This window comes from Exiguobacterium sp. E4787, from assembly GCF_018618375.1.
GTDB classification, from domain to species: Bacteria; Bacillota; Bacilli; order Exiguobacteriales; family Exiguobacteriaceae; genus Exiguobacterium; species Exiguobacterium chiriqhucha.
In genome coordinates, this window is record NZ_JACSLY010000004.1 from 1 (window position 1) to 22,790 (window position 22,790).

20 protein-coding genes, 2 rRNA genes and 1 riboswitch are annotated in these 22,790 nt (G+C 53.8%); all 22 genes read left to right on the forward strand.

From position 1 onward, the window contains the following. A 23S ribosomal RNA gene (locus tag KNP80_RS06055) occupies positions 1–114 on the forward strand; the annotation flags it as partial. Between the two features lie 57 nt (positions 115–171). Further along, positions 172–287 (forward strand): 5S ribosomal RNA (gene rrf, locus KNP80_RS06060). An 83-nt stretch (positions 288–370) separates the two neighbouring features. Next, positions 371–562 (forward strand): NETI motif-containing protein, encoded by a 192-nt coding sequence (locus KNP80_RS06065; RefSeq protein WP_021065189.1) that lies wholly within the window; start codon positions 371–373, stop codon positions 560–562. A 140-nt stretch (positions 563–702) separates the two neighbouring features. Then, a riboswitch (purine riboswitch) is annotated at positions 703–804 on the forward strand. A gap of 69 nt (positions 805–873) precedes the next feature. After that, on the forward strand, positions 874–1,362 hold the full coding sequence (purE, locus tag KNP80_RS06070; protein ID WP_214833137.1) for a 5-(carboxyamino)imidazole ribonucleotide mutase: 489 nt from the start codon (positions 874–876) through the stop codon (positions 1,360–1,362). Then, a complete protein-coding gene (purK, locus tag KNP80_RS06075) occupies positions 1,362–2,456 on the forward strand; it encodes a 5-(carboxyamino)imidazole ribonucleotide synthase (RefSeq protein ID WP_214719781.1) in 1,095 nt (364 codons plus the stop codon). The genes purE and purK overlap by 1 nt, the downstream gene beginning before the upstream one ends. Continuing rightward, positions 2,453–3,745 (forward strand): adenylosuccinate lyase, encoded by a 1,293-nt coding sequence (gene purB / locus KNP80_RS06080; RefSeq protein WP_214833141.1) that lies wholly within the window; start codon positions 2,453–2,455, stop codon positions 3,743–3,745. Before purK ends, purB begins: the two co-directional genes overlap by 4 nt. A gap of 48 nt (positions 3,746–3,793) precedes the next feature. Continuing rightward, entirely contained in the window at positions 3,794–4,498 is a 705-nt protein-coding gene (gene purC / locus KNP80_RS06085; protein WP_214719783.1) for a phosphoribosylaminoimidazolesuccinocarboxamide synthase, read from the forward strand. Next, on the forward strand, positions 4,495–4,737 hold the full coding sequence (gene purS, locus KNP80_RS06090; protein WP_021065194.1) for a phosphoribosylformylglycinamidine synthase subunit PurS: 243 nt from the start codon (positions 4,495–4,497) through the stop codon (positions 4,735–4,737). Before purC ends, purS begins: the two co-directional genes overlap by 4 nt. After that, positions 4,734–5,414, forward strand: a complete 681-nt coding sequence (gene purQ, locus KNP80_RS06095; RefSeq protein ID WP_214719784.1) for a phosphoribosylformylglycinamidine synthase subunit PurQ — start codon at positions 4,734–4,736, stop codon at positions 5,412–5,414. The genes purS and purQ overlap by 4 nt, the downstream gene beginning before the upstream one ends. Beyond that, positions 5,398–7,617, forward strand: coding sequence for a phosphoribosylformylglycinamidine synthase subunit PurL (gene purL, locus KNP80_RS06100; protein WP_214834222.1), 2,220 nt, complete (start codon positions 5,398–5,400; stop codon positions 7,615–7,617). Before purQ ends, purL begins: the two co-directional genes overlap by 17 nt. Beyond that, a complete protein-coding gene (gene purF / locus KNP80_RS06105; protein ID WP_058765678.1) occupies positions 7,593–9,002 on the forward strand; it encodes an amidophosphoribosyltransferase in 1,410 nt (469 codons plus the stop codon). The genes purL and purF overlap by 25 nt, the downstream gene beginning before the upstream one ends. 12 nt (positions 9,003–9,014) lie before the next feature. Continuing rightward, complete coding sequence (gene purM, locus KNP80_RS06110) at positions 9,015–10,049, forward strand: phosphoribosylformylglycinamidine cyclo-ligase (RefSeq protein ID WP_214833145.1); 1,035 nt, start codon at positions 9,015–9,017, stop codon at positions 10,047–10,049. After that, positions 10,046–10,624 carry a phosphoribosylglycinamide formyltransferase gene (purN, locus tag KNP80_RS06115; protein WP_021065199.1) on the forward strand — a complete coding sequence of 193 codons (579 nt, stop codon included), beginning with the start codon at positions 10,046–10,048 and terminating at the stop codon, positions 10,622–10,624. Before purM ends, purN begins: the two co-directional genes overlap by 4 nt. Next, complete coding sequence (purH, locus tag KNP80_RS06120) at positions 10,621–12,141, forward strand: bifunctional phosphoribosylaminoimidazolecarboxamide formyltransferase/IMP cyclohydrolase (RefSeq protein WP_214719787.1); 1,521 nt, start codon at positions 10,621–10,623, stop codon at positions 12,139–12,141. Before purN ends, purH begins: the two co-directional genes overlap by 4 nt. A 13-nt stretch (positions 12,142–12,154) precedes the next feature. Beyond that, positions 12,155–13,408 carry a phosphoribosylamine--glycine ligase gene (gene purD / locus KNP80_RS06125; protein ID WP_214834225.1) on the forward strand — a complete coding sequence of 418 codons (1,254 nt, stop codon included), beginning with the start codon at positions 12,155–12,157 and terminating at the stop codon, positions 13,406–13,408. 99 nt (positions 13,409–13,507) lie between these two features. Continuing rightward, a complete protein-coding gene (locus tag KNP80_RS06130; RefSeq protein WP_353047975.1) occupies positions 13,508–15,793 on the forward strand; it encodes a bifunctional diguanylate cyclase/phosphodiesterase in 2,286 nt (761 codons plus the stop codon). A 179-nt stretch (positions 15,794–15,972) separates the two neighbouring features. Continuing rightward, entirely contained in the window at positions 15,973–17,715 is a 1,743-nt protein-coding gene (locus KNP80_RS06135; RefSeq protein ID WP_214834231.1) for an adenine deaminase C-terminal domain-containing protein, read from the forward strand. A gap of 67 nt (positions 17,716–17,782) precedes the next feature. Then, entirely contained in the window at positions 17,783–18,088 is a 306-nt protein-coding gene (locus KNP80_RS06140) for a YerC/YecD family TrpR-related protein (protein WP_034781303.1), read from the forward strand. A gap of 36 nt (positions 18,089–18,124) precedes the next feature. Then, positions 18,125–19,507: a TrkH family potassium uptake protein gene (locus KNP80_RS06145; protein ID WP_214719791.1), complete on the forward strand. Its 1,383-nt coding sequence runs from the start codon at positions 18,125–18,127 to the stop codon at positions 19,505–19,507. A gap of 12 nt (positions 19,508–19,519) precedes the next feature. Further along, positions 19,520–19,756, forward strand: coding sequence for a hypothetical protein (locus KNP80_RS06150; RefSeq protein WP_021065206.1), 237 nt, complete (start codon positions 19,520–19,522; stop codon positions 19,754–19,756). A gap of 93 nt (positions 19,757–19,849) precedes the next feature. Beyond that, on the forward strand, positions 19,850–20,527 hold the full coding sequence (gene pcrB / locus KNP80_RS06155) for a heptaprenylglyceryl phosphate synthase (RefSeq protein ID WP_214834234.1): 678 nt from the start codon (positions 19,850–19,852) through the stop codon (positions 20,525–20,527). 38 nt (positions 20,528–20,565) lie between these two features. Next, positions 20,566–22,782, forward strand: coding sequence for a DNA helicase PcrA (pcrA, locus tag KNP80_RS06160; RefSeq protein ID WP_214834237.1), 2,217 nt, complete (start codon positions 20,566–20,568; stop codon positions 22,780–22,782). Positions 22,783–22,790 lie beyond the last annotated feature (8 nt).

A 22,790-nucleotide genomic window follows, 5' to 3' on the forward strand; every position in this document is an offset into this window, starting at 1 on the left:
TCCCTTTGAGCAATCAAGAAAGACCCCTCAGAGACGATGAGGTAGATAGGTCATGGGTGGAAGCACGGCGACGTGTGGAGCTGAATGATACTAATCGGTCGAGGCTTTGATCTAGTCTAAGGTTTGTATGAATTGATGAGTCTTCAGTTTTGAGAGAACGATCTCTCTATGTCTGGTGGCGATGGCGAAGTGGTCACACCCGTTCCCATGCCGAACACGGAAGTTAAGCGCTTCAGCGCCGAAAGTAGTTGGGGGTCTCCCCCTGTGAGGATAGGACGTCGCCAGGCAAACGGTGGTTCTGGAGCATTCGCTCAAGGGCCGCCGCTTTTTTTATTTATATCGTGATTCAAATGAAAGAGAGGAAGAACAGATGGCCAAAAAAATCAAAGTATACGTCGAGCCAAACGAGACAATCGATGACTGTTTAAATCGAATTGCTCAAATGGGGTATCGCCCGGTACGTAGGATTGAAAAGCCTGTCTTTGAACAAACGGGAACCAAAGACGAACCTGTACATTCCCATCAATCGATTTTGTTTGAGTGCGTTGCTCTCGAATCATAATGCCAAACCGTCACGAATGCGTGGCGGTTTTTTTGTATTTTAACACCACTAAAGACGAACGATAAATATTCAGACAATTAAATTGTTCGCAGTTTGTTGACATGTTTTGAAAGAACAAGGTACGATAGGCGTGTGAGTTAATAACAAATTAAATAGTGCTCCATATAATCGCGAGGAAATGGCTCGCAAGTTTCTACCTGATCGCCGATTCTGATCAGACTATGGGGTATAGTCGACATTTTTTTGTCGTGGCCTATACCCTAAACTGGTTATTCGGTTTAGGGATTTCTTTATTTAAGGGGGACATTTGAATGAAGACAACAGTAGGTGTGATCATGGGTAGCTCGTCTGATTGGGAAACGATGCGCCATGCTTGTGACATCCTAGAAGAATTGAGTATTCCATATGAAAAACAAGTTGTCTCGGCACATCGGACGCCGGACTTAATGTTTAAATATGCTGAAGAGGCCCGTGCTAGAGGCATACAAGTCATCATTGCAGGCGCAGGAGGAGCAGCCCATTTACCGGGAATGGTCGCAGCGAAAACAACGCTTCCTGTCATCGGAGTGCCTGTTCAATCTAAAGCGTTAAATGGACTTGATTCCTTGCTCTCGATTGTTCAAATGCCTGCAGGAGTACCAGTGGCAACGGTCGCTATCGGACGTGCCGGGGCGACGAACGCGGCCCTACTCGCCGTTCAAATCCTCAGCCTGCAATTCCCCGCACTGGTTGAACGCCTAGATACATATCGCCAAGCGAAGCGCGATATGGCACTTCAAGCGACGGAGGAACTGATCTAATGAAAATCGGCATTTTAGGTGGAGGTCAGTTAGGTCGCATGATGTCTCTCAGTGCGAGTGCTATGGGGTACGAAACGCTAAGCCTCGATCCAAACGCAAACGCGCCCGCCGCTCAGGTTGCACCAAGCATCGTCGCCGCATTTGACGACGTAACGGCAGCACGTGAACTTGCACATCGTTCAGACGTCATCACCTATGAATTTGAGAACATTGATACAGCGATGATTGAAGCCATTGCTGACAAATGTCCTCAAGGGATGGATGTCTTGAAGGCGACACAGCATCGAATCTTTGAAAAACAAATGATTGAAGGGGCAGGTCTTCAAGTCGCACCGTACGTTCCAGTCCGTTCCGTCCGTGATGTCATTCGAGCAAGAGACGTGTTAGGTTTTCCGTTTGTGATTAAGACGTGCCGTTTTGGTTATGACGGTAAAGGTCAAACGGTAATACGTTCAGAACAAGACGTAAGCTCGTTCACAGATCAGTTCGAAGAGACGGAATATGTGGCCGAAGCTTGGCTTCCTTTTAAAAAAGAAATCTCTGTTATCGTGACGAGAGGGACGCACGAGACGACGACGTTCCCCATCAGCGAGAACATTCATCGAAACAATATTTTATATCTTTCGATTGTACCGGCACGAGTGGAGCCTGATATTTTAGAGGAGGCGCGTCATTTGGCCCTCCAACTCGCTGACCACATCGGACTGATCGGTACGCTTGCGGTTGAGTTGTTCATTATGGAAGACGGTTCATTGTACGTGAATGAACTTGCGCCACGCCCTCACAACTCAGGGCATTACACGATTGATGCCTGTGAGACATCACAGTTCGAGCAACACATTCGGGCAATCACCGGGATGAAGCTTGGACGAACGACGCTTTACACACCAATCGTCATGGTCAACCTGTTAGGCGAACATATGGACGAGCTGAACCCGCAAACGTTACCGTCGAATGTTAAACTACATTTGTATGGGAAAGAAGAAGCGAAGCAGGGGCGGAAAATGGGACATTTGAACGTGATTGCTGCTTCCGTCGAAGAAGCGCTTCAGACCATCGAACAATTGGCAATTTGGAAGGAGACCGTTTTATGATTTCACGTTATACCCGTCCTGAGATGGCGGCGATTTGGACAGACCAGAATAAATTTGAAGCATGGCTCCAAGTAGAGCTGTACGCCTGCGAGGCGTGGAGCGAACTTGGTATCATCCCGAAGGAAGATGTCGCCGTCTTATGGGACAAGGCGTCGTTTGATGTCGAACGCATCCTTGAAATCGAGCAAGAGACGCGTCATGATGTCATCGCATTCACCCGTGCCGTCTCAGAGACACTCGGTGAAGAGAGGAAGTGGGTGCATTACGGACTGACTTCGACAGACGTCGTCGATACGGCCTTATCGTACTTGATTAAGCAAGCGAACGATATTTTAGAAGCTGATATCGACCGTTTCATCGACATCCTTGCTGAGAAAGCAAAAGCACATAAGTATGACATCATGATGGGTCGTACACACGGTGTCCATGCAGAACCGACGACGTTCGGGTTGAAGCTCGCCCTTTGGTACGAAGAAATGAAGCGCAACAAGAAACGGTTTATGGCAGCCCGCGAGACGATTGAATTCGGTAAGATGAGTGGTGCGGTCGGTACGTTCGCAAACATTGATCCATTCATCGAATCGTATGTGTGTGACAAATTAGGGATTCAAGCAGCACCGATTTCGACGCAGACGTTACAACGTGACCGTCACGCCGAATACATGTCGACGCTCGCGTTAATCGCCACATCGATTGAGAAGATGGCGACAGAGATTCGCGGCCTTCAAAAGACAGAGACACGTGAGGTCGAAGAATTCTTCGCCAAAGGTCAAAAAGGGTCTTCAGCGATGCCACATAAACGTAACCCGATTGGTTCAGAGAACATGACCGGCCTGGCCCGTGTCATTCGCGGTCATATGGTGACGGCGTATGAGAACGTCCCGCTCTGGCATGAACGTGACATCTCGCACTCTTCAGCCGAACGAATCATTCTTCCGGATGCGACGAGCCTTCTCAACTACATGTTGAACCGCTTTGGCAATATCGTGAAGAACTTGACAGTCTTCCCAGACAACATGCGGCGCAATATGGACCGGACGTTTGGCATTATCTTCTCCCAACGCATCTTGCTCGCGTTGATTGAAAAAGGATGGTCGCGCGAAGCCGCTTATGATGCCGTTCAACCGAAGGCGATGCAAGCGTGGGAAGAAGAGACGATGTTCCGCACCTTGATTGAACAAGACGCCGAGATGGGCGCACTCTTCACGAGTGACGAGCTCGACGACCTATTCGACCCGAGCCATCACGTGCGCCGTGTCGATGTTATTTTTGAACGCTGTGGTTTGTGATCGTTGAGGGGCTTCATGCCCCTCTCACTTTTAAGGGGGACGATACAGATGGAAGCAATTTACGAAGGTAAAGCGAAAGCGTTATTTGAGACTGAAGAACAGGGTGTGCTCCGCGTTTATTATAAAGACGACGCGACAGCATTTAACGGGGAGAAGAAAGAATCAATCGCCGGCAAAGGCGTGTTGAACAATGCCATCACGACGCGCTTGTTCGAACTCATGCACGATAACAAGATTCCGACGCATTTCATTAAGCGGCTATCGGATCGCGAGCAGCTCGTGCGCCGTGTCGACATCATTCCGCTCGAGGTCGTCGTTCGCAACGTCGCCGCCGGAAGCCTTGCCAAACGACTAGGTTGGGAAGAAGGGACACCACTCCTGTCACCAATCGTCGAGTTTTACTATAAAGATGACGCACTCGGAGATCCACTCTTAACGGAGGATCATATCCGTTTACTGCAAGTTGCCACACATAAAGAAGTCGAAACATTGCGACAACTTGGTCTGTGGGTCAACGATGTGTTGCTCGATTTCTTCAATGAACATGGTATCGATTTAATCGATTTCAAACTTGAGTTCGGTAAAGTCGACGGCACGGTCATCCTTGCCGACGAGATTTCACCAGACACATGCCGGCTTTGGGACAAAGAGACGAAACAAAAGCTCGATAAAGACGTTTTCCGCAGGGACCTTGGATCTCTGACAGACACATACAGCCAACTGTTAACACGCATAGGGGGAATGGACCGATGAAAAAAGTAAACGTGTACGTGACATTACGTGAAAGTGTACTGGATCCACAAGGCGTCGCCGTAAAAGGTGGACTCGAACATCTCGGTTTTACAGGGGTAGAGTCGGTACGCATCGGGAAAGTCATCGAGCTTCAAGTGGCAGATGAGACGACCGAAGCGATGGTGCGTGACATGTGTGAGAAGTTGCTCGTCAACACGGTCATCGAGAACTATCGAATCGAGATGGGGGTACTCGCATGAAATTTGCTGTCATCGTCTTCCCCGGATCGAACTGTGACCTCGACATGTATCACGCTGTAAAAGATGTCCTCGGCGAAGAAGCGGACTATGTGTTCCATACGGAAACGTCGCTTGACGGTTACGACGGTGTGCTCCTGCCAGGCGGATTCTCATATGGGGATTACTTGCGCTGTGGCGCCATCGCCCAGTTCTCACCAATTATGAGTGAAGTCAAACGGTTCGCCGAAGAAGGGCGTCCGGTACTCGGCGTCTGCAACGGTTTCCAAGTGCTCGTCGAAGCCGGGCTTCTCCCGGGTGTGTTGATGCGCAATCGTGACTTGAAGTTCATGTGCAAGACGGTCGAATTGAAAGTCGAGACGAACGAGACGATGTTCACGAACGATTATGCGCTCGGGGAGACGATTCAAGTCCCGATTGCCCACGGGGAAGGCAACTACTACTGTGACGAGGCGACACTTGAGACGCTCCGGACGAACGGACAGATCGCCTTCACGTATACCGACAATCCGAACGGATCGGTCGCGAATATCGCAGGAATCACGAACGTACAAGGCAACGTACTCGGAATGATGCCACACCCGGAACGAGCGGTCGAAGCACTCTTAGGCGGGGAAGACGGCAAACGATTATTCACTTCAATGGTGAAATGGGGGACTCGACATGCTACTTACAACTGAACCGACAGCAACACACATCCGTGAAGAGCGACTTTACGCCACGATGGGCTTGACCGATGAGGAATACGCGCTCGTCGTGTCACTGCTCGGTCGTGAGCCGAATTACACAGAGATCGGGTTATTCTCGGTCATGTGGTCTGAACACTGTTCGTACAAAAACTCGAAGCCTGTCCTCCGGAAATTCCCGACCACTGGGAAACACGTCCTTCAAGGACCCGGGGAAGGTGCTGGCATCGTCGACATCGGCGATGGCCAGGCCGTCGCATTCAAAATCGAGAGCCATAACCATCCGTCGGCGATTGAGCCGTACCAAGGTGCGGCCACAGGGGTCGGCGGGATTATCCGCGACATCTTCTCGATGGGCGCGCGACCGGTCGCACTCCTCAACTCGCTCCGTTTCGGAGATTTGAACGAATCACGTGTGAAACATCTTTTCGGCCACGTCGTCTCCGGCATCGCCGGTTACGGCAACTGTGTCGGCATCCCGACGGTCGGTGGGGAAGTCGCGTTCGACCCGGCCTATGCCGGCAACCCGCTCGTCAACGCGATGTGCGTCGGACTCATTCGCCATGAAGACATTCAAAAAGGGATTGCCGAAGGTGTCGGCAACTCGGTCATGTACGTCGGCGCGACGACAGGACGCGACGGCATTCACGGGGCGACGTTCGCCTCGGAAGAACTCGGTGAGGATGCGGACGAGAAACGCCCGGCCGTCCAAGTCGGTGACCCATTCATGGAGAAGCTGTTGATTGAGGCGTGTTTGGAAGTCATTAAGCACCCGGCCCTCGTCGGGATCCAAGACATGGGAGCGGCCGGTCTCACGTCGTCTTCAGCCGAGATGGCATCGAAGGCAGGCATGGGCATCGAGATGAACCTCGACCTCGTCCCACAACGCGAGGCTGACATGACGCCATACGAGATGATGTTGTCCGAGTCACAAGAGCGGATGCTTCTCGTCGTCAAGGCAGGGCATGAAGATGAAATCGAAGCAATCGTCACGAAGTGGGGACTTCATGCGATCAAAGTCGGTGTCGTCATCGAAGACAAAGTGCTCCGTCTTCTTCATCACGGGGAAGTCGCAGCCGAAGTACCGGTCGACGCGCTCGCAGAAGACGCACCGGTCTACCATAAGCCGTCGAAAGTACCGGCATATTATGAGACGTTCCAAACGATGGCACCGGTCCAACCGGTCGTCACGGACGTACTCACGACATGGAAAGACGTGCTCGCCATGCCGACGATTGCCTCGAAACGTTGGGTGTATGAGCAATACGACCATATGGTCCAAACGTCAACTGTCGTCGCGCCAGGAAGTGATGCGGCCGTCATCCGGATTCGCGACACAGACAAAGCACTCGCGATGACGACGGACTGCAACGCCAAATACGTGTACCTCGACCCACGTGTCGGTGGTGCGATTGCGGTCGCAGAGGCAGCGCGCAACATCGTTGCCAGCGGCGCCACACCGCTCGCCCTCACGGACTGCTTGAACTTCGGTAGCCCGGACAAGCCAGAAGGGTTTTGGCAGCTCGATCAAGCTGTCGAAGGGATGGCAGAAGCGTGCCGTGCCCTCGACACACCGGTCATCGGTGGGAACGTTTCGCTTTACAATGAGTCGAACGGGACGGCGATTTATCCGACGCCGGTCGTCGGCATGGTCGGCTTGATTGACAAACCGGAACATATCACGACGTCGTTCGCGAAAGCAGCAGGCGACATCATCTTCTTGCTCGGAGAGACGAAACCTGAGTTCGGTGGCAGTGCGCTTCAAATGCTGCAAGACGGTAAAGTGAGCGGACAGGCGCCGATGCTTGACCTCGAGACAGAGAGCCGTCAGCAACAAGTATTGCTTACGGCGATTCGGGAAGGTCTTGTCACAGCGGCCCACGACGTATCGGAAGGCGGACTCGCCGCGGCACTCCCTGAGCTCGTGTTCGGCACGGGCTTCGGCGCAGATGTCACAGTCGACGCAGATCTCGTGACGACACTTTTCAGCGAATCACAGTCACGGTTCCTCGTCACAGTCGCGCCACATCAGGCTGATGCGTTCGCGAAGTTGACGAAGGCGACACGCATCGGACAGGTGACAGACACGCCACAATTGACGGTCCGTGCGAGCGACCGCCTCATCGAAATGGATGTCACGGAACTTGAACGGGTATGGGAAGGAGCTATTCCATGTTATATGACATCCGAGGCATGAACGAGGAGTGCGGGGTATTCGGGGTTTTTAATCACCACGAAGCGTCACACCTCGCCTACTACGGCCTCCACAGCCTGCAACACCGGGGACAAGAAGGGACAGGCATCGTCACGGCTGACGGCGAGCGCTTGCACGCCAAACGCGGGCTTGGCCTTGTCGCTGAAGTGTTCGACGAACCGTCGCTCGACGCATTGACCGGGCATCACGCCATCGGTCATGTCCGTTATTCGACGGCAGGCGGCAACACGCTCGAGAACGTCCAACCGCTCCACTTCAAGTCGCTTACGGGCGACTTGGCGATGGCGCATAACGGTAACCTCGTCAACGCCAACGAGTTGAAACATATGCTCGAAGCGGAAGGTGCGATTTTTCAGACGACGTCCGATACGGAAGTCGTCGCCCACTTGATTAAACGAAGCCGCGGCAACTCGATGAAAGAGCGGATTGCAGATAGCTTGGCCCGTCTCGTCGGCGCATTCGCCTTCCTCTTCTTGACGGAAGACGCGCTCTACGTCGGCGTCGACGTTCACGGCTTGCGCCCGCTCTCGCTCGGCCAGACCGAGGACGGAGCCTACGTATTCGCCTCAGAGACATGTGCGTTTGACGTCGTGGGGGCGACGTACGTACGCGATGTCGAGCCAGGGGAACTCCTCATGATCACGCAAGACGGGATCGTGTCGGAGCGGTACAGCGAGGCATCGGTCCGCGCGATGTGTTCAATGGAATACATCTACTTCTCGCGGCCGGACTCGATTATCGATGGCGTCAACGTGCACACCGCCCGTAAGGCGATGGGGAAGAAGATGTTCGACGAGGCACCAGTCGAAGCGGACGTCGTCACCGGCGTACCGGACTCGAGCATTTCGGCGGCCATCGGTTACGCCGAGGCGAGCGGGATTCCGTACGAGATGGGACTCATTAAAAACCGCTATGTTGGCCGGACGTTCATTCAGCCGTCGCAAGAACTACGGGAGCGCGGTGTCAAGATGAAGCTGTCGGCGCTTCGAGGCGTCGTGAACGGAAAACGGGTCATCATGGTCGACGATTCGATCGTCCGCGGTACGACGAGCAGACGCATCGTCAAGTTGCTCCGTGAAGCCGGGGCGACCGAGGTGCATGTTCGCATCACGTCACCACCAATCAAGCATCCGTGCTATTACGGCATCGATACATCATCAAAGGAAGAGTTGATTGCGGCCACCAAATCCATCGAAGAGATTAAAGAAGAGATTGGGGCCGATTCACTGGCGTTCCTCACATTGGACGGAACGGTCGAAGCGATCGACCGACCGTTCGAAGGGAACTTGCGCGGGCAGTGTGCCGCTTGCTTCACCGGACTTTATCCAACTGAACTGGCGGAACTTGTAACAGAGACAAAAGCTTGAGGGGGACTGACGATGAGTTTAAGATATGAACAAGCGGGTGTGAATTTAGAAGCAGGCTATGAAGCAGTATCACGCATGAAGCGTCACGTTGCACGGACGATGCGTCCAGAAGTGATGACCGGGCTCGGTAGTTTCGGGGCGATGATCGACCTCGGCTCGATGCAGTTGAAACATCCGATTCTCGTCAGCGGAACGGATGGGGTCGGCACGAAACTCAAACTCGCGTTCGCGCTCGACCAACATGATACGATTGGAATTGACTGTGTGGCGATGTGTGTCAACGACTGTCTCGTCCACGGGGCCGAACCGCTTTATTTCTTAGACTATATCGCGACCGGCAAGGCAGAACCGGCCAAACTCGAGCGCATCGTCGCAGGGGTCGCCGAAGGTTGCGTCCAAGCGGGCTGTGCCCTCGTCGGAGGCGAGACGGCCGAGATGCCGGGGATGTATCCGGACGGCGAGTACGATATCGCTGGATTCGCCGTCGGTGTCGTCGAGAAGGAAGCACTGATCGATGGACGGACAATCGAAGCGGGGGACATCGTCCTAGGTTTAGCATCATCAGGTGTCCATTCGAACGGATTCTCGCTCGTCCGCCATATCGTCGAGTCGCAAGGGCTCGCCTACACTGATGAGATCGCCATGCTCGATACGACGCTCGGGAACGCCCTTTTGTTGCCGACACGCATCTATTCCGAGGCGACGAAAGCGGCCATCGCGACGGGGCGTGTCCAAGGCATGGCCCACATCACGGGCGGCGGTTTTTACGAGAACGTGCCACGCATGTTGCCGGAAGGTCTCGGTGTCACGTTCGACGCATCGAATTGGCCGAGTCTGCCCGTGTTCGACTGGCTCGAGCAAGTCGGGCACGTCTCGAAACAAGAGATGTTCAACGTATTCAATATGGGCATCGGCTTCATGATCACGGTCCGGCCTGAAGATGTCGAAGCCGTCGAAGCCGCACTCGAACGCGCTGGAGAGACGTCGCACCGCATCGGGAAAGTTGATGCCAAACCGGGCGTCCGCATCATGGGGGTCGACCAGTGAAAAAATTTGCCATCTTCGCCTCCGGGTCCGGTAGCAACGCCGAAGCGATTTGGCAAGCCATTGACCGAGGCGACTTGTCAGGGGAATGCGTCCTGCTCGTCACGGACAAACCAGAAGCGAAAGTACTCGAGCGGGCCGATCGGTTCAACATCCCGACCTTCTCGTTCGAACCGAAGACGTACGCCTCAAAAGCGGAATTCGAACAAGAAATACTCGTCCTACTACAGGCACTCGGCGCCGACTATATTGTCTTGGCCGGGTATATGCGGTTGATTGGGGACGTGCTGCTTACCGCGTATCCAAAGCAAATCATCAACATCCATCCGTCGCTCTTACCAGCGTTCCCTGGAAAAGACGCCATCGGTCAGGCGCTCGCGGCGAATGTGCCGACGAGCGGGGTCACGGTTCATTACGTAGATGCCGGGATGGACACGGGACCAATCATCGCCCAACAAGACGTCGCCATCGCAGGCTGTGATGCGGCCGAAGCGGCAAGACGCATCCAAGCGGTCGAGCATCAGCTCTATCCGCGCGTACTACAACAAGTGTTTATCCAACAGGAGGTTTTCAAGTGAGAGCATTACTGAGTGTGTCAGATAAAACAGGAATCGTCGAGCTCGCGCAGGCGTTGCATGAAGCGGGCATCGAACTCATTTCGACAGGTGGGACGGAAGCAGCGCTCATCGCGGCCGGCCTTCCGGTAAAAAACATCTCAGCAGTGACGTCGTTCCCAGAGATGCTCGACGGACGTGTGAAGACGCTCCATCCGCTCGTTCACGGTGGTCTGCTCGGACGCCGCGATTTGGACTCGCACGTCGAACAGATGAGAGACCACGACATCGAGCCAATCGACTATGTCGTCGTCAATTTATACCCGTTCAAAGAGACGATTGCGAAAGAGAACGCGACGTATGAAGAAGCGATTGAAAATATCGATATCGGTGGACCGAGTATGCTTCGTTCGGCCGCGAAAAACCATGCCAGCGTGACGGTCGTCGTTGACCCGGCCGACTATGGTCATGTGGCCGAAGCGGTTCGTGACGGCGGGACGACGTTCGAAACACGTCAACGTCTTGCGACAAAAGCGTTCCGTCACACGGCGGCGTATGACGCCTTGATTGCCGACTATTTAGGGCAGCAGATCGGTGAGACGTTCCCGGAACAGCTCACGGTCACGTATGAGAAAGTACAAGACCTTCGTTACGGGGAAAACCCGCACCAGCAGGCAGCGTTTTATAAGACGCCGCTCTATCACGGGATGACGCTCGCGAACGCGAAACAACTGCACGGCAAAGAACTCTCATATAACAATATCCAAGATACGAATGCGGCGCTCGAGGCGCTCAGCGAATTGACGGAGCCGGCAGCGGTCGTCGTCAAACATATGAACCCGTGCGGTGTCGCTGTCGGAGAAACGATCAGCCAGGCGTTCTCAAGAGCGCATGCGGCCGATCCGGTCTCGATTTTTGGGGGTATCGTCGCCTTAAACCGTGAAGTCGATGTGGAAACGGCAGAGGCGCTCCGCAACATTTTCCTAGAAATCATCATTGCACCATCCTTTAGTGAGGCAGCACTTGACCGATTGAAAGAGAAAAAGAATCTTCGGTTATTGACGCTCGACATGGGCCAGATGACAGGGATGCGGTTGACAGCCGTCGCGGGCGGTCTGCTCGTGCAAGACGGGGACGACGTCACACTCGATGATGCGTCATGCCAAATCGTGACGGACCGTCGTCCGACGGCGTCTGAATGGGAAGACTTGAAGCTTGCGTGGCGTGTCGTGAAACACGTGAAATCAAACGCCATCGTCGTAGCCAAAGACGAGACGACAATCGGCATCGGTGCGGGACAGATGAACCGCGTCGGCGCGGCGAAAATCGCTTTCGAACAAGCAGGGGAACGTGCTCAAGGGGCCGCTCTCGGTAGCGATGCGTTCTTCCCGATGGGCGATACGGTCGAGGCTGCGGCTGCGGCTGGGATCACGGCCATCATTCAACCGGGCGGGTCGATTCGTGACGAAGAGTCGATCGAAGCGGCGAACCGTCACGGCATCACGATGGTGTTCACGTCGGTTCGACACTTCAAACATTGAGAGGAGCGATAAGATGAACGTACTCGTCATAGGACGTGGCGGCCGTGAACACGCGCTCGCCTGGAAACTGGGACAAGATGGACATGAGGTGTTCGTCGCCCCGGGTAATCTCAATATGGACGGTGTGACGTGCGTGCCGATTGAAGAGACGGATGTCTTGGCCCTCGTTGGGTTTGCGAAGCGCGAAGGAATCGACTGGACGATTGTCGGCCCCGAATCGGCCCTGATGGCCGGTGTCGTCGATACGTTCCAAGCAGAAGGTCAACACATCTTCGGACCGACGAAAGCGGCAGCGCTCCTCGAGGGTAGTAAAGCCTTCGCCAAAGAAGTGATGCGCGAAGCAAATATCCCGACCGCAGGGTACGACACGTTCACCGACGCCGAGTCAGCGCTACGTCATATCGATCAGTCGGAAGCGCCGCTCGTCGTCAAAGCGGACGGGCTCGCTGCCGGGAAAGGCGTGACCGTCGCGTTCACACTCGAAGAGGCGCGAGAGGCGATTCACGACATCTTCGGCACCGATAAGTTCGGGGATCAGTCCCGTGTCGTCATCGAAGAGTTTTTAGACGGGGAAGAGTTCTCGCTCATGGCGTTTGTCTCAGGCGAGCACGTCATTCCGATGATCACGTCACAAGATCACAAGCGTGCGTTTGACGGCGACAAAGGGCCGAATACGGGTGGCATGGGCGCGTACAGTCCGATGCCTCATCTCGACAATGCCGTGTACGCGGAAGCGGTCGAGCGCGTGCTCTTCCCGCTCGCGCGGACGATGGTCGAACGAGGAACTCCGTTCGAAGGGTTCTTGTATGCAGGCTTGATCTTGACGGCGGATGGCCCGAAAGTAATCGAGTTCAACGCTCGGTTCGGCGATCCCGAGACCGAGGTCATTCTCCCGAACTTGGCATCTCCTCTCCTCGACGTCATCGAGGCGGTCGTGGACCAAAAACCGTATCCGATTGAATGGGTGGAAGGCTATACGATTGGAGTCGTCGTCGCGGCAGAAGGCTATCCTGATCGAGCGACGACCGGACAGGTACTATCAGGCTTCGGTGACTTACGAGACGATGTGCTCGTATTCCATGCGGGCACGACCCGTGACGGGGCGGACATCGTCGGCAATGGGGGGCGTTTGTTCGTGCTCACGTCGACAAAACCGACCTTGCTCGAAGCAAAACATGCCGTCTATACGGCACTCGAACAACTTGATTTGCCAAAGACGTTCTACCGTCGAGACATCGGGGGACGGGCGTTGGCACATATTTTTTAAAGGATGGGTCAACCCGTCCTTTTTTTCATGCGAAAAGAAGGGAATTCACACTTCCTGCTCTACAATAATGGAGTAGATTGAAGGAAGAAGGTGGTCGACGTGCGCATTCGGACGAAACTCATGATTGCGGTGGCCGTGAATATAGTCGTGTTTGTCGGAGTCATCTTTTTTGGGGTCCGCCCTTATTTTATCGAAAAAAGCATGGAACAAGACCGGCAGACGGTCGAGAGTCACGTCGCGAGCGTGTCAGAGACGCTTGCCAATCGGAAGCATACGCTCGAGCGCACACTCGTCGACTGGGCTGTCTGGAATGACACGTATACGTTCGTGCAGCGACGGAACGCCTCCTATGTTCAAAGTAACATTAGTGAGGAATCGCTTGAAAACTTGAGCGTAAACGCCATCGTCTATTTGGACCAGAACGGAGAAACTTTCTACTCGTCGTTCCGTTCAGCGGGCACGACGTTGTCAAAATCCGATCAACAAACGCTCATCAAGGCGGTCACTTCTCGATTGAGTAATCAGGAAGGTACGCAAAACGGCATATATGCGAGTGATTTCGGTCCGACGCTGTACGTAAGCCACCCGATTTTACGAAGTGATAGTAGTGGTCCAAGTCAAGGTACGCTCGTCATGTTCGAGTTCGTGGATTCGGCATTTCTGGCGGACATGAGCACTCAGACGAAAATTCCATTGACGATTCAACCTGCGCGTCAAAATCAGACGGTCATCACGGATGGCGATGCGGGGACCAACGTTGTGATTCCACTTGGCACGGTGTTTCAACAGTCCGATTTCGAAGTCAAATTCACCGTCGAACAAACACATTATGAAAATACGGTGGCGATGTTGCGACTCGGGATGATCGCCCTCGTCGTCCTTGGGCTCGGCCTGTTCTTTTCGTTGCTATGGACGATTCACCGGGTCGTGATTCGGCGACTCATGGAAATCGTCAGTGAGTTGAAAGTGATCACGCTCGAACGGGATAGTCGGCTCCGGCTCAGTCGTGATGCGAACAGCCACGATGAGATTGAACAGATGGCAACGAGCATGAATGAAGTGCTCGCGGCACTCGAAGACACACGTGCCGAAGTGATTGATCGGGCGTTCCGTGACGCGTTGACGGTGCTCCCGAACCGGCTCGCGCTTGAGGACTACTTCTCGAACATACGCGGCAAACAAGACCAAATCGGCGTGCTCGGTTTGGACTTGGACGATTTCCGGCGCGTCAACGACCAGTATGGACACCGGACAGGCGACGCCGTCCTGATTTATATCGCTTCCCGACTTAACTTTTATAAAGAAGACGGATTTGTCGCCCGAATCGGTGCCGATGAATTCATGTTCGTCCACCCAAGCTGGACGCTCGAACAATTGCAGCCGGTCGCCCGGCGTTTGATCAAAGACTTGAAGGATTGGGCTGAAGTCAACGGGGTGAAGGGGATGGCGGCGACAATCGGTATCGATGTGTTCACTTGTGCCGAACCGCACCATACGTACGAGATGATGATGGGGCGGCTCGATGTCGTCATTCATGAGGCAAAACTTTCAGGAAAGAATCGAGTGCTCACGTTCCAAGAAATTGAGGATGGAAGCCACTACTTACAGACGCTCGAGATGGAGCGTGACTTGCGCCATGCTCTCGAACATGATGAATTCGAACTATATTATCAACCAATCGTGTCGCCGCGACCGTTTACCGTACGTGGCGTGGAGGCGCTCGTTCGTTGGAATCATCCGACGAAAGGTCAAATCTCACCTGGACTGTTCATACCTGTCGCCGAACAGCTCGGTCTCATCTCTGATTTGGGTCGTTGGGTGCTCGAACAAGCGGTCATAGAGATGAAAGACCACGTGGAACGACATCACTTGTTCCTATCGATTAACGTGTCGAAGCGCCAAATCGCCGACGGATCGTTTTTAGCTTCATTAGAACGAGTGTTGATGAGTTCGAGGTTTGACCCTCACCGTCTCCATGTGGAAATCACCGAGAGCGAGGTCGGCGGCAATTTATATGAGCTTCAGCAGTTCATTCAATCGCTCAAGGCCATCGGCGTCAAAATCTCGCTCGATGACTTCGGGGTCGGCACGTCGTCGCTGTCGTTTTTACAGTCGCTCCAACTCGACTTGATTAAAATCGACCAGAATTTCGTCAAAGGGATTCCAGAGAACACGTTTGACCGGGCGTTGCTCGAAGGATTATATCAGACGTTCCACACGCTCGGGCTCGATATCGTCACCGAAGGAGTCGAACGTCCAGAACAGCTTGCCTTCGTGCTCGAACATAGCAGCTCCCTCATTCAAGGCTATCATTACAGCAAGCCCGTTCCGCTCGCTCAACTCGAGCATTATTTGAAAAAGACGGTCACGATGTATGAATGGTGAAGGCGTCTCCCGCGGGAGACGTCTTTATTTGTGTGAATTTCATGTGAATTCCGTTACAATGGGCAACATAGCTTGCGAGCCTTTCAGAGAAAAGGTAAACTTGAATCAGAAGAAAGAAAACGCTTACAAAATTATTTTCTAATAATAATGGCGAGGCGATTAAGGGAGGATTGGGTTCGATGCCACCAAAACGATCGGCGCGGGCACCGTGGTCTAAAGCGATGATTCGGTCACAATTAGAAGTCGTGAGCCAAGTCAGACCACCTTCGCTCGTATTGACGAATGCCACATACTTAAACATGTACGTGAAGCAGTGGAAACAAGCAAACATATGGATTGAGCATGACCGAATCGTCTATGTCGGGCCAGATGTACCGAAAGCCGCCGTCGAGACGGTGGATATGTCAGGGAAATACATCGTGCCGGGCTATATCGAGCCGCACGCGCATCCATTCCAACTATATAATCCGGCGACGCTGTCGAAGTATGCAGGTGAGCGGGGGACGACAACGCTCGTGAATGACAACATGCTTCTTTTTTTACAAAATAAGGAGCAAGCGTTTGCGCAACTGGAAGCGATGCAACAGCTTCCGACGAGCACGTACTGGTGGGCGCGTCTCGATACGCAGACCGAACTTGACCGTGATAGCGTCCTCGTCGACTCCGAGCGGATTCACGCTTGGTTCAATCACCCGGACGTCATCATGGCCGGAGAATTGACGGCCTGGCCGCGAACGTTAAAAGGTGATGACGAGATGCTTCAGTGGATGCTCGATGCGGAGACGTGCGGGCTCCCGGTCGAAGGACACTTCCCAGGTGCCTCGGCGAAGACGTTGACGAAGATGGCGCTGATGGGTGTTCACAGCGACCATGAAGCGATGACGGCCGAAGAAGCGCTCTGCCGGCTTGAACACGGTTATACGACGACGCTCCGTCATTCCTCAATCCGTCCCGACCTACCGGGCATCATCCGTGGTCTGCTCGACGCAGGACTCGAGGCGTTCGATCATCTTATGGTCACGACAGACGGTTCGACGCCAGGCTTTTATCAAGACGGGCTCCAAGACGCACTCGTAAAAATCATGATTGAGGCCGGATTGCCTCCGGTTGAAGCGTACCGCATCGTCTCGTTGAACGTGGCGCGCCACTTCGGGCTCGATCACGTCCTCGGTTCGATTGCGCCGGGACGCATCGCCCATCTCAATATTCTTGATGCGATTGATGAGCCACGGCCGACCGCTGTCATTGCTAAAGGGCAATGGATTTATCGGGACGGGACGTCCGAATTTCCGAACGAGCTCGTCGATGCGGCGCTTGCCTTGATGCCGTCAACGAACGTCGACATCGAACTGACGCCGAACGATCTGTCGTTCAGCATGCCTGTCGGGCTCGACATGGTCAACTCGGTCATCATGAAACTGTTCAAAATCACACACGACACCGGTCAAGACGAATTGCCGCGTGACGGGGACGAGTCGTTCCTCATGTTGCTTGATAAAGAAGGGAAGTGGCGCCTCAACACGGTGCTGAAAGGATTTGCCAACGACTTCGGTGGGCTTGTCAGCTCGTATTCAATTAGCGGCGACTATTTAATTCTCGGAAAATGTAAACGCGACATGATGACGGCGTTCGAGCGGATGAAAGAACTTGGCGGCGGCATCGTCCTCGTCGACCGCGGTGAAATCGTCGCAGAAATCCCGCTCCCGCTCTGTGGCATGACGTCGAAGGAACCGGTCGAACAACTGATTGTCCAAGAAGAAGTGTTGCGGGCTGAGCTCCTCGCACGCGGGTACAAGTTCGAAGATCCGATATACACGCTCCTGTTCTTGGCATCGACGCACTTGCCGTACGTCCGGGCCACGCCACTCGGAATTTACGAAGTGATGAAGAAACAAATACTATTTCCGGCAATTTTACGATGAACAGTTGAGTCCGAGCCGGTCGTGCTTTAGAATGATAAAGAAGTACGATGAGAGAGGATGCTTGCGGATGCAACTCGATAAATTACGAGGACGAGAGCTCGATCAGCTGTTTGAGGCGATTTTGAAGCTCGATACACTCGAAGACTGTTATCAACTATTTGAAGATTTAGCGACCGTGAACGAAGTACAGGCGCTCGCCCAACGGCTTGAAGTGGCCCGCCAAATTCGCGAAGGTAGCACATATCATAAAATTGAAGAAGCGACAGGCGCTTCGACAGCCACCATTTCCCGCGTCAAGCGTTGCTTGAACTACGGGTCTGGCGGTTATGATCTTGCCCTTGAACGTCTACAACAATCAGAAGGTGACTCGTAAGAGTCATCTTGTTTTTGATGGGAGAGGAGGGGCGAGATGCAAGACAAGTTTATGAAACGAAATGTACAGCTGTTCTTTCGAAACCTGACACCGGTCCAGACGCTCGTACTCATCTATAGTGCGGCGGTCGTGTTGTCGATCATTCTGCTCGCCTTACCGATTGCGCGACAGCCGGGTGTCACGATCACGTTCACCGATCTCGTCTTCTTCGCGGTCAGCTGTGTAAGCGTCACCGGCTTGACGCCAATCGTCGTGACGGAGACGTTTTCGACGTTCGGGCTGTTCATCATCCTGTTCATCGTTCAAGTGAGCGGGGTCGGTCTGATCAGTTTGCACGTCATCATGTGGATTTTGCTCGGAAAGCGCATCGGTTTTCGCGAGCGGCAGCTGATTTTACGGGACCAGAACCAGACGTCGATGTCTGGAATCGTGAAGTATATTGCGGAAATCGTCATCACCGTTATCACGATTGAAGCGATTGGGGCAATCATACTCGGAATCCATTACTTAAATTACTTTGATACGGCCAGAGAGGCGTTCCTGCAAGGGCTGTTCGGTTCAATCAGTGCGACGACGAACGCCGGGTTCGATATCACCGGCAGCTCGCTCGCGCCGTTTCGGGAAGACCCGTTCGTCATCTTTACGCAAATCGCGCTCATGACCGGTGGCGCCATCGGGTTCCCGGTCCTCGTCGAGATTCGCACCTACTTGACGAACCGAATTATGCGGAAACGTGAAAATTTCCCGCGCCGTTTCTCGTTGTTCACGAAATTGACGGTATCCACGTTCTTCGGATTGATTGCGGTCGGGACCGTCGGCTTGTTTCTATTTGAATACAATAACGCGTTCAAAGACTTACCGCTCTGGCTGGCGCTCTCGGATTCGTTGTTCCAGTCCGTGACGACGCGAAACGGAGGCTTGACGACGGTCGACGTCAACCTCTTCTCGGAAGGCAGTATGTTATTGTTATCGATTCTGATGTTCATCGGGGCGTCCCCGTCCTCGGTCGGCGGGGGGATTCGGACGACGACGTTCGCCGTCGCCGTGCTCGGGGTCGTCGCGTTCATTCGCGGGGACTCGTCCATCAAAATTTTCGGGCGTGAGATTGTGCTCGAGGATATTTGGAAAGCGTTTGTCATCATCACGGTGTCACTCGCTGTCCTGCTCACGGGGGTCATGGTGCTCACCTTCTTTGAAGACGCATCGCTTACCCGCATCTTGTTCGAGGCGTGCTCAGCGTTCGGAACGACCGGCTTGTCGGTCGGTCTGTCGGCAGAGTTCAGTAACGTCGGAAAATGGGTGCTCACGATTTTAATGTTCATCGGTCGAATCGGTGTCATCGCCTTCATTTTGATTTTGCAGCGGAGACAGCCGAAACGGATGTACAATTATCCGAAAGAATCAATCATCTTAGGCTAAGGAGCTCAGATCATGAAGGCTTTTTGGATCAATTTTGGTTACGTGTTCGCCGTCCCGGTCTTACCGTTCATCGCGGTCGTAAACGGAACGGCGCTCTGCTCGCCGGATTCACCGTTACTCGAGATTCCAGTGCTCGGCTTCTTTTTGGCCAATCCGCTCTGGTTCATCCCAGTTTACGGACTGTTCGCACTCGTCGTCGCCAAATGGATGACGGCCCGCGAACAAAAGACGCACGCTAGACGTGCTTGAGACTTGCCTCGGCAAGTCTTTTTTTGTTCAACAGATGCAAGCGACAGGAAAAATCGCTACACTAGAGAAGGTATCGAATGGGAGGGAAGCCGAATGGATTTTCAATCGTGGCGCCACGTCTTTAAACTTGATCCGAATAAACCGCTCGATGATTCGGCGCTCGCGGCGCTCATCCGTTCGGGCACGGACGCTTTCCTCATCGGCGGGACGGACGGGGTCGACGCGGAGAACACGTTCGCGCTCTACACTCGTCTCGAAGGATGTGGTATCCCGCTCGCGCTTGAGATGAGCCATCCCGAGCAAGTGATTCGAGGCTTCGACCACTATTTCATTCCGACCGTCTTGAACGCGGGCACCGTGGACTGGGTCATCGGTCATCAAACGAGGGCGTTCGAACGATACGGACACTTGTTTCATGCGGATGTGACCGGACAAGGGTATATCGTTTTGAATCCAGATGCGAAAGTGGCCCATGTGACCGAGGCGAAGACCGATTTGTCCATCGAGACAGCCATCGCTTATGCGGAAGCGGGACATCGCTTGTTCCACCTGCCTTCCTTGTATGTGGAGTATAGCGGCACGTTCGGATCGGTCGAGCTCGTCCAAGAAGTGCGGCTAGCGGTGCCGGACGCCCATCTGTTTTATGGGGGCGGCATCACCGGATACGAGTCAGCCCGGGTGATGGCTGAACACGTCGATACAATCGTCGTGGGCAATGTGATTTATGACAATTTCGAAGGAGCGCTTGCGACTGTCGCGGCACTCCGATAAAATAAGAACAAATGTTTGGATAGGGAAAGGAAACGATTATGTATAACTTGAGTGAAGAATTAGTCAAAGGCATGAACCCTCCGCAAGCGGAGGCGGTCAAATATACGGACGGCCCGTTGCTCATCATGGCCGGAGCAGGGTCTGGGAAAACACGTGTCTTGACGCATCGCGTCGCCTACTTGATGGCGTCGAAACAAATCGCGCCGTGGAACATTCTCGCCATTACGTTCACGAACAAAGCGGCCCGCGAGATGAAAGACCGGATCGCCCGCCTCGTCGGTGGCGTCGCGGACGATATTTGGATTTCGACGTTCCACTCGATGTGCGTCCGGATTTTACGGCGCGACATCGACCGCATCCGTTATGACCGGAACTTCTCGATTCTCGACTCGTCCGATCAGTTGACGGCCATCAAACAAGTGCTTAAAGAGTTGAACCTTGACCCGAAAAAATATGAGCCGCGGACGCTCCTCGGTATGATCTCGAACCATAAGAACGAGCTCCGCACGCCACAAGACGCGGCCGCACTCGTCAGCAACAACCCGTACGAGAAAGTCATCTCGGACGTCTACACGGCGTATGAGAAGAAATTAAAGCAAAACAACGTGCTCGACTTTGACGACTTGATCATGAAGGCGATTCAGTTGTTCCAAGAAGCGCCGGACGTGCTCGCGTTTTATCAGAAGAAATTCCAATACATCCACGTCGACGAGTATCAAGATACGAACCGGGCCCAATACACGCTCGTCAAGTTGCTCGCGCAGGCACATGAGAACTTGTGTGTCGTCGGTGACTCGGATCAGTCGATTTATCGCTGGCGCGGTGCCGATATCGCCAACATCTTGACGTTCGAGAAGGATTACCCGAGCGCGCATGTCATCTTGCTCGAACAAAACTATCGGTCGACGAAGCGGATTTTGGAAGCGGCGAACGGTGTCATTCAAAACAACTCGGGTCGAAAAGACAAGCAGCTTTGGACCGAGAACGTCGAAGGCGAGAAACTCCTCTTGCATGTCGCCTCGGATGACCGGGATGAAGCGTTCTTCATCATCAATCAGATGAAGGAGCTCCGCCAAGAAGGTATCGATTACGGCGAGATGGCCGTCCTGTACCGGACGAACGCCCAATCGCGTGGACTCGAGGAAATGCTCCTCAAGTCGAACATCCCGTATAAGATGGTCGGCGGGACGAAGTTCTATGAACGAAAAGAAATCAAGGATATCTTGGCGTATTTGCGCTTAATCGCCAACCCGGACGAGGACATCTCATTCGTCCGTGTCGTCAACGAACCGAAGCGCGGCATCGGCGCCGCGACGGTCGATAAGCTCGGCGACTTCGCCGGGATGCAAGGCGTGTCGCTCATGGAAGCGATTCGTGACATCGAACTGTCGGGCATTGCGCCGCGCACAGCGACGAAGCTCGCCGAGTTCCGTCAATTGATGGTCGATTTGCGTCAAATGGCCGACTACTTGTCCATCTCGGAATTGATTGAAGAAGTGTTGAAGAAGTCAGGCTACGAAGAGATGCTCAAAATCGAGAAGACGCTCGAAGCCGAGAGTCGCCTCGAGAACTTGCAAGAATTCCTCTCGGTCGCCCAAAACTTCGAGAAAGAGAGTGACGAGCAGACGCTCGTCGCCTTCCTCACAGATTTGACGCTCGTCTCGGATCTCGATTCGCTCGAAGAAGTCGACGAGTTGCACCAAGTCACGCTCATGACGCTGCACTCGGCCAAAGGACTCGAGTTCCCGGTCGTCTTCTTGATTGGGATGGAAGAAGGGTTGTTCCCGCACAGCCGCGCGTTGAACGACCCGGAGGAGATGGAAGAAGAACGCCGTCTCGCGTACGTCGGCATCACGCGGGCCGAGAAGCGTCTCTATTTGACACGGGCCCAGTCCCGCATGTTGTACGGGCGTTTCCAAAACAACCCGGAGTCGCGCTTCTTGCACGAGTTGCCAGAGACGCTCTTGGAGCGCTCGGGCAAAGCGAAGAAGCCGATGCCATGGAATCCAGTCGAGTCGCCGGGGAAACTTCCTGTGAACGGCTTCAGCTCGAAACCGAAACCAAAACTTGCCCAGTCGTCCGGCGCCGAATCAATCGGTTGGAACGTTGGGGACAAGGCCAATCATAAGAAATGGGGACAAGGCACGGTCGTTCAGACGCGTGGCGAAGGCGATCAGCTCGAGCTCGATATCGCTTTCCCGGCAGTCGGCATCAAGCGCCTGCTCGCCAAGTTTGCCCCAATCGAAAAAGCGTGAGGTGATCA

Excerpts from the sequence above, each read along its gene's own strand:
- KNP80_RS06150 (WP_021065206.1), top strand. The coding sequence starts at position 19,520 with ATGAAGGCTTTTTGGATCAATTTTGGTTACGTGTTCGCCGTCCCGGTC.
- KNP80_RS06140 (WP_034781303.1), top strand. The coding sequence starts at position 17,783 with ATGCAACTCGATAAATTACGAGGACGAGAGCTCGATCAGCTGTTTGAG.
- KNP80_RS06145 (WP_214719791.1), top strand. The coding sequence starts at position 18,125 with ATGCAAGACAAGTTTATGAAACGAAATGTACAGCTGTTCTTTCGAAAC.
- purE (WP_214833137.1), top strand. The coding sequence starts at position 874 with ATGAAGACAACAGTAGGTGTGATCATGGGTAGCTCGTCTGATTGGGAA.
- pcrA (WP_214834237.1), top strand. The coding sequence starts at position 20,566 with ATGTATAACTTGAGTGAAGAATTAGTCAAAGGCATGAACCCTCCGCAA.
- purD (WP_214834225.1), top strand. The coding sequence starts at position 12,155 with ATGAACGTACTCGTCATAGGACGTGGCGGCCGTGAACACGCGCTCGCC.
- pcrB (WP_214834234.1), top strand. The coding sequence starts at position 19,850 with ATGGATTTTCAATCGTGGCGCCACGTCTTTAAACTTGATCCGAATAAA.
- purB (WP_214833141.1), top strand. The coding sequence starts at position 2,453 with ATGATTTCACGTTATACCCGTCCTGAGATGGCGGCGATTTGGACAGAC.
- purK (WP_214719781.1), top strand. The coding sequence starts at position 1,362 with ATGAAAATCGGCATTTTAGGTGGAGGTCAGTTAGGTCGCATGATGTCT.
- KNP80_RS06065 (WP_021065189.1), top strand. The coding sequence starts at position 371 with ATGGCCAAAAAAATCAAAGTATACGTCGAGCCAAACGAGACAATCGAT.
- purL (WP_214834222.1), top strand. The coding sequence starts at position 5,398 with ATGCTACTTACAACTGAACCGACAGCAACACACATCCGTGAAGAGCGA.
- KNP80_RS06135 (WP_214834231.1), top strand. The coding sequence starts at position 15,973 with ATGCCACCAAAACGATCGGCGCGGGCACCGTGGTCTAAAGCGATGATT.
- purS (WP_021065194.1), top strand. The coding sequence starts at position 4,495 with ATGAAAAAAGTAAACGTGTACGTGACATTACGTGAAAGTGTACTGGAT.
- purM (WP_214833145.1), top strand. The coding sequence starts at position 9,015 with ATGAGTTTAAGATATGAACAAGCGGGTGTGAATTTAGAAGCAGGCTAT.
- purC (WP_214719783.1), top strand. The coding sequence starts at position 3,794 with ATGGAAGCAATTTACGAAGGTAAAGCGAAAGCGTTATTTGAGACTGAA.
- purQ (WP_214719784.1), top strand. The coding sequence starts at position 4,734 with ATGAAATTTGCTGTCATCGTCTTCCCCGGATCGAACTGTGACCTCGAC.
- purF (WP_058765678.1), top strand. The coding sequence starts at position 7,593 with ATGTTATATGACATCCGAGGCATGAACGAGGAGTGCGGGGTATTCGGG.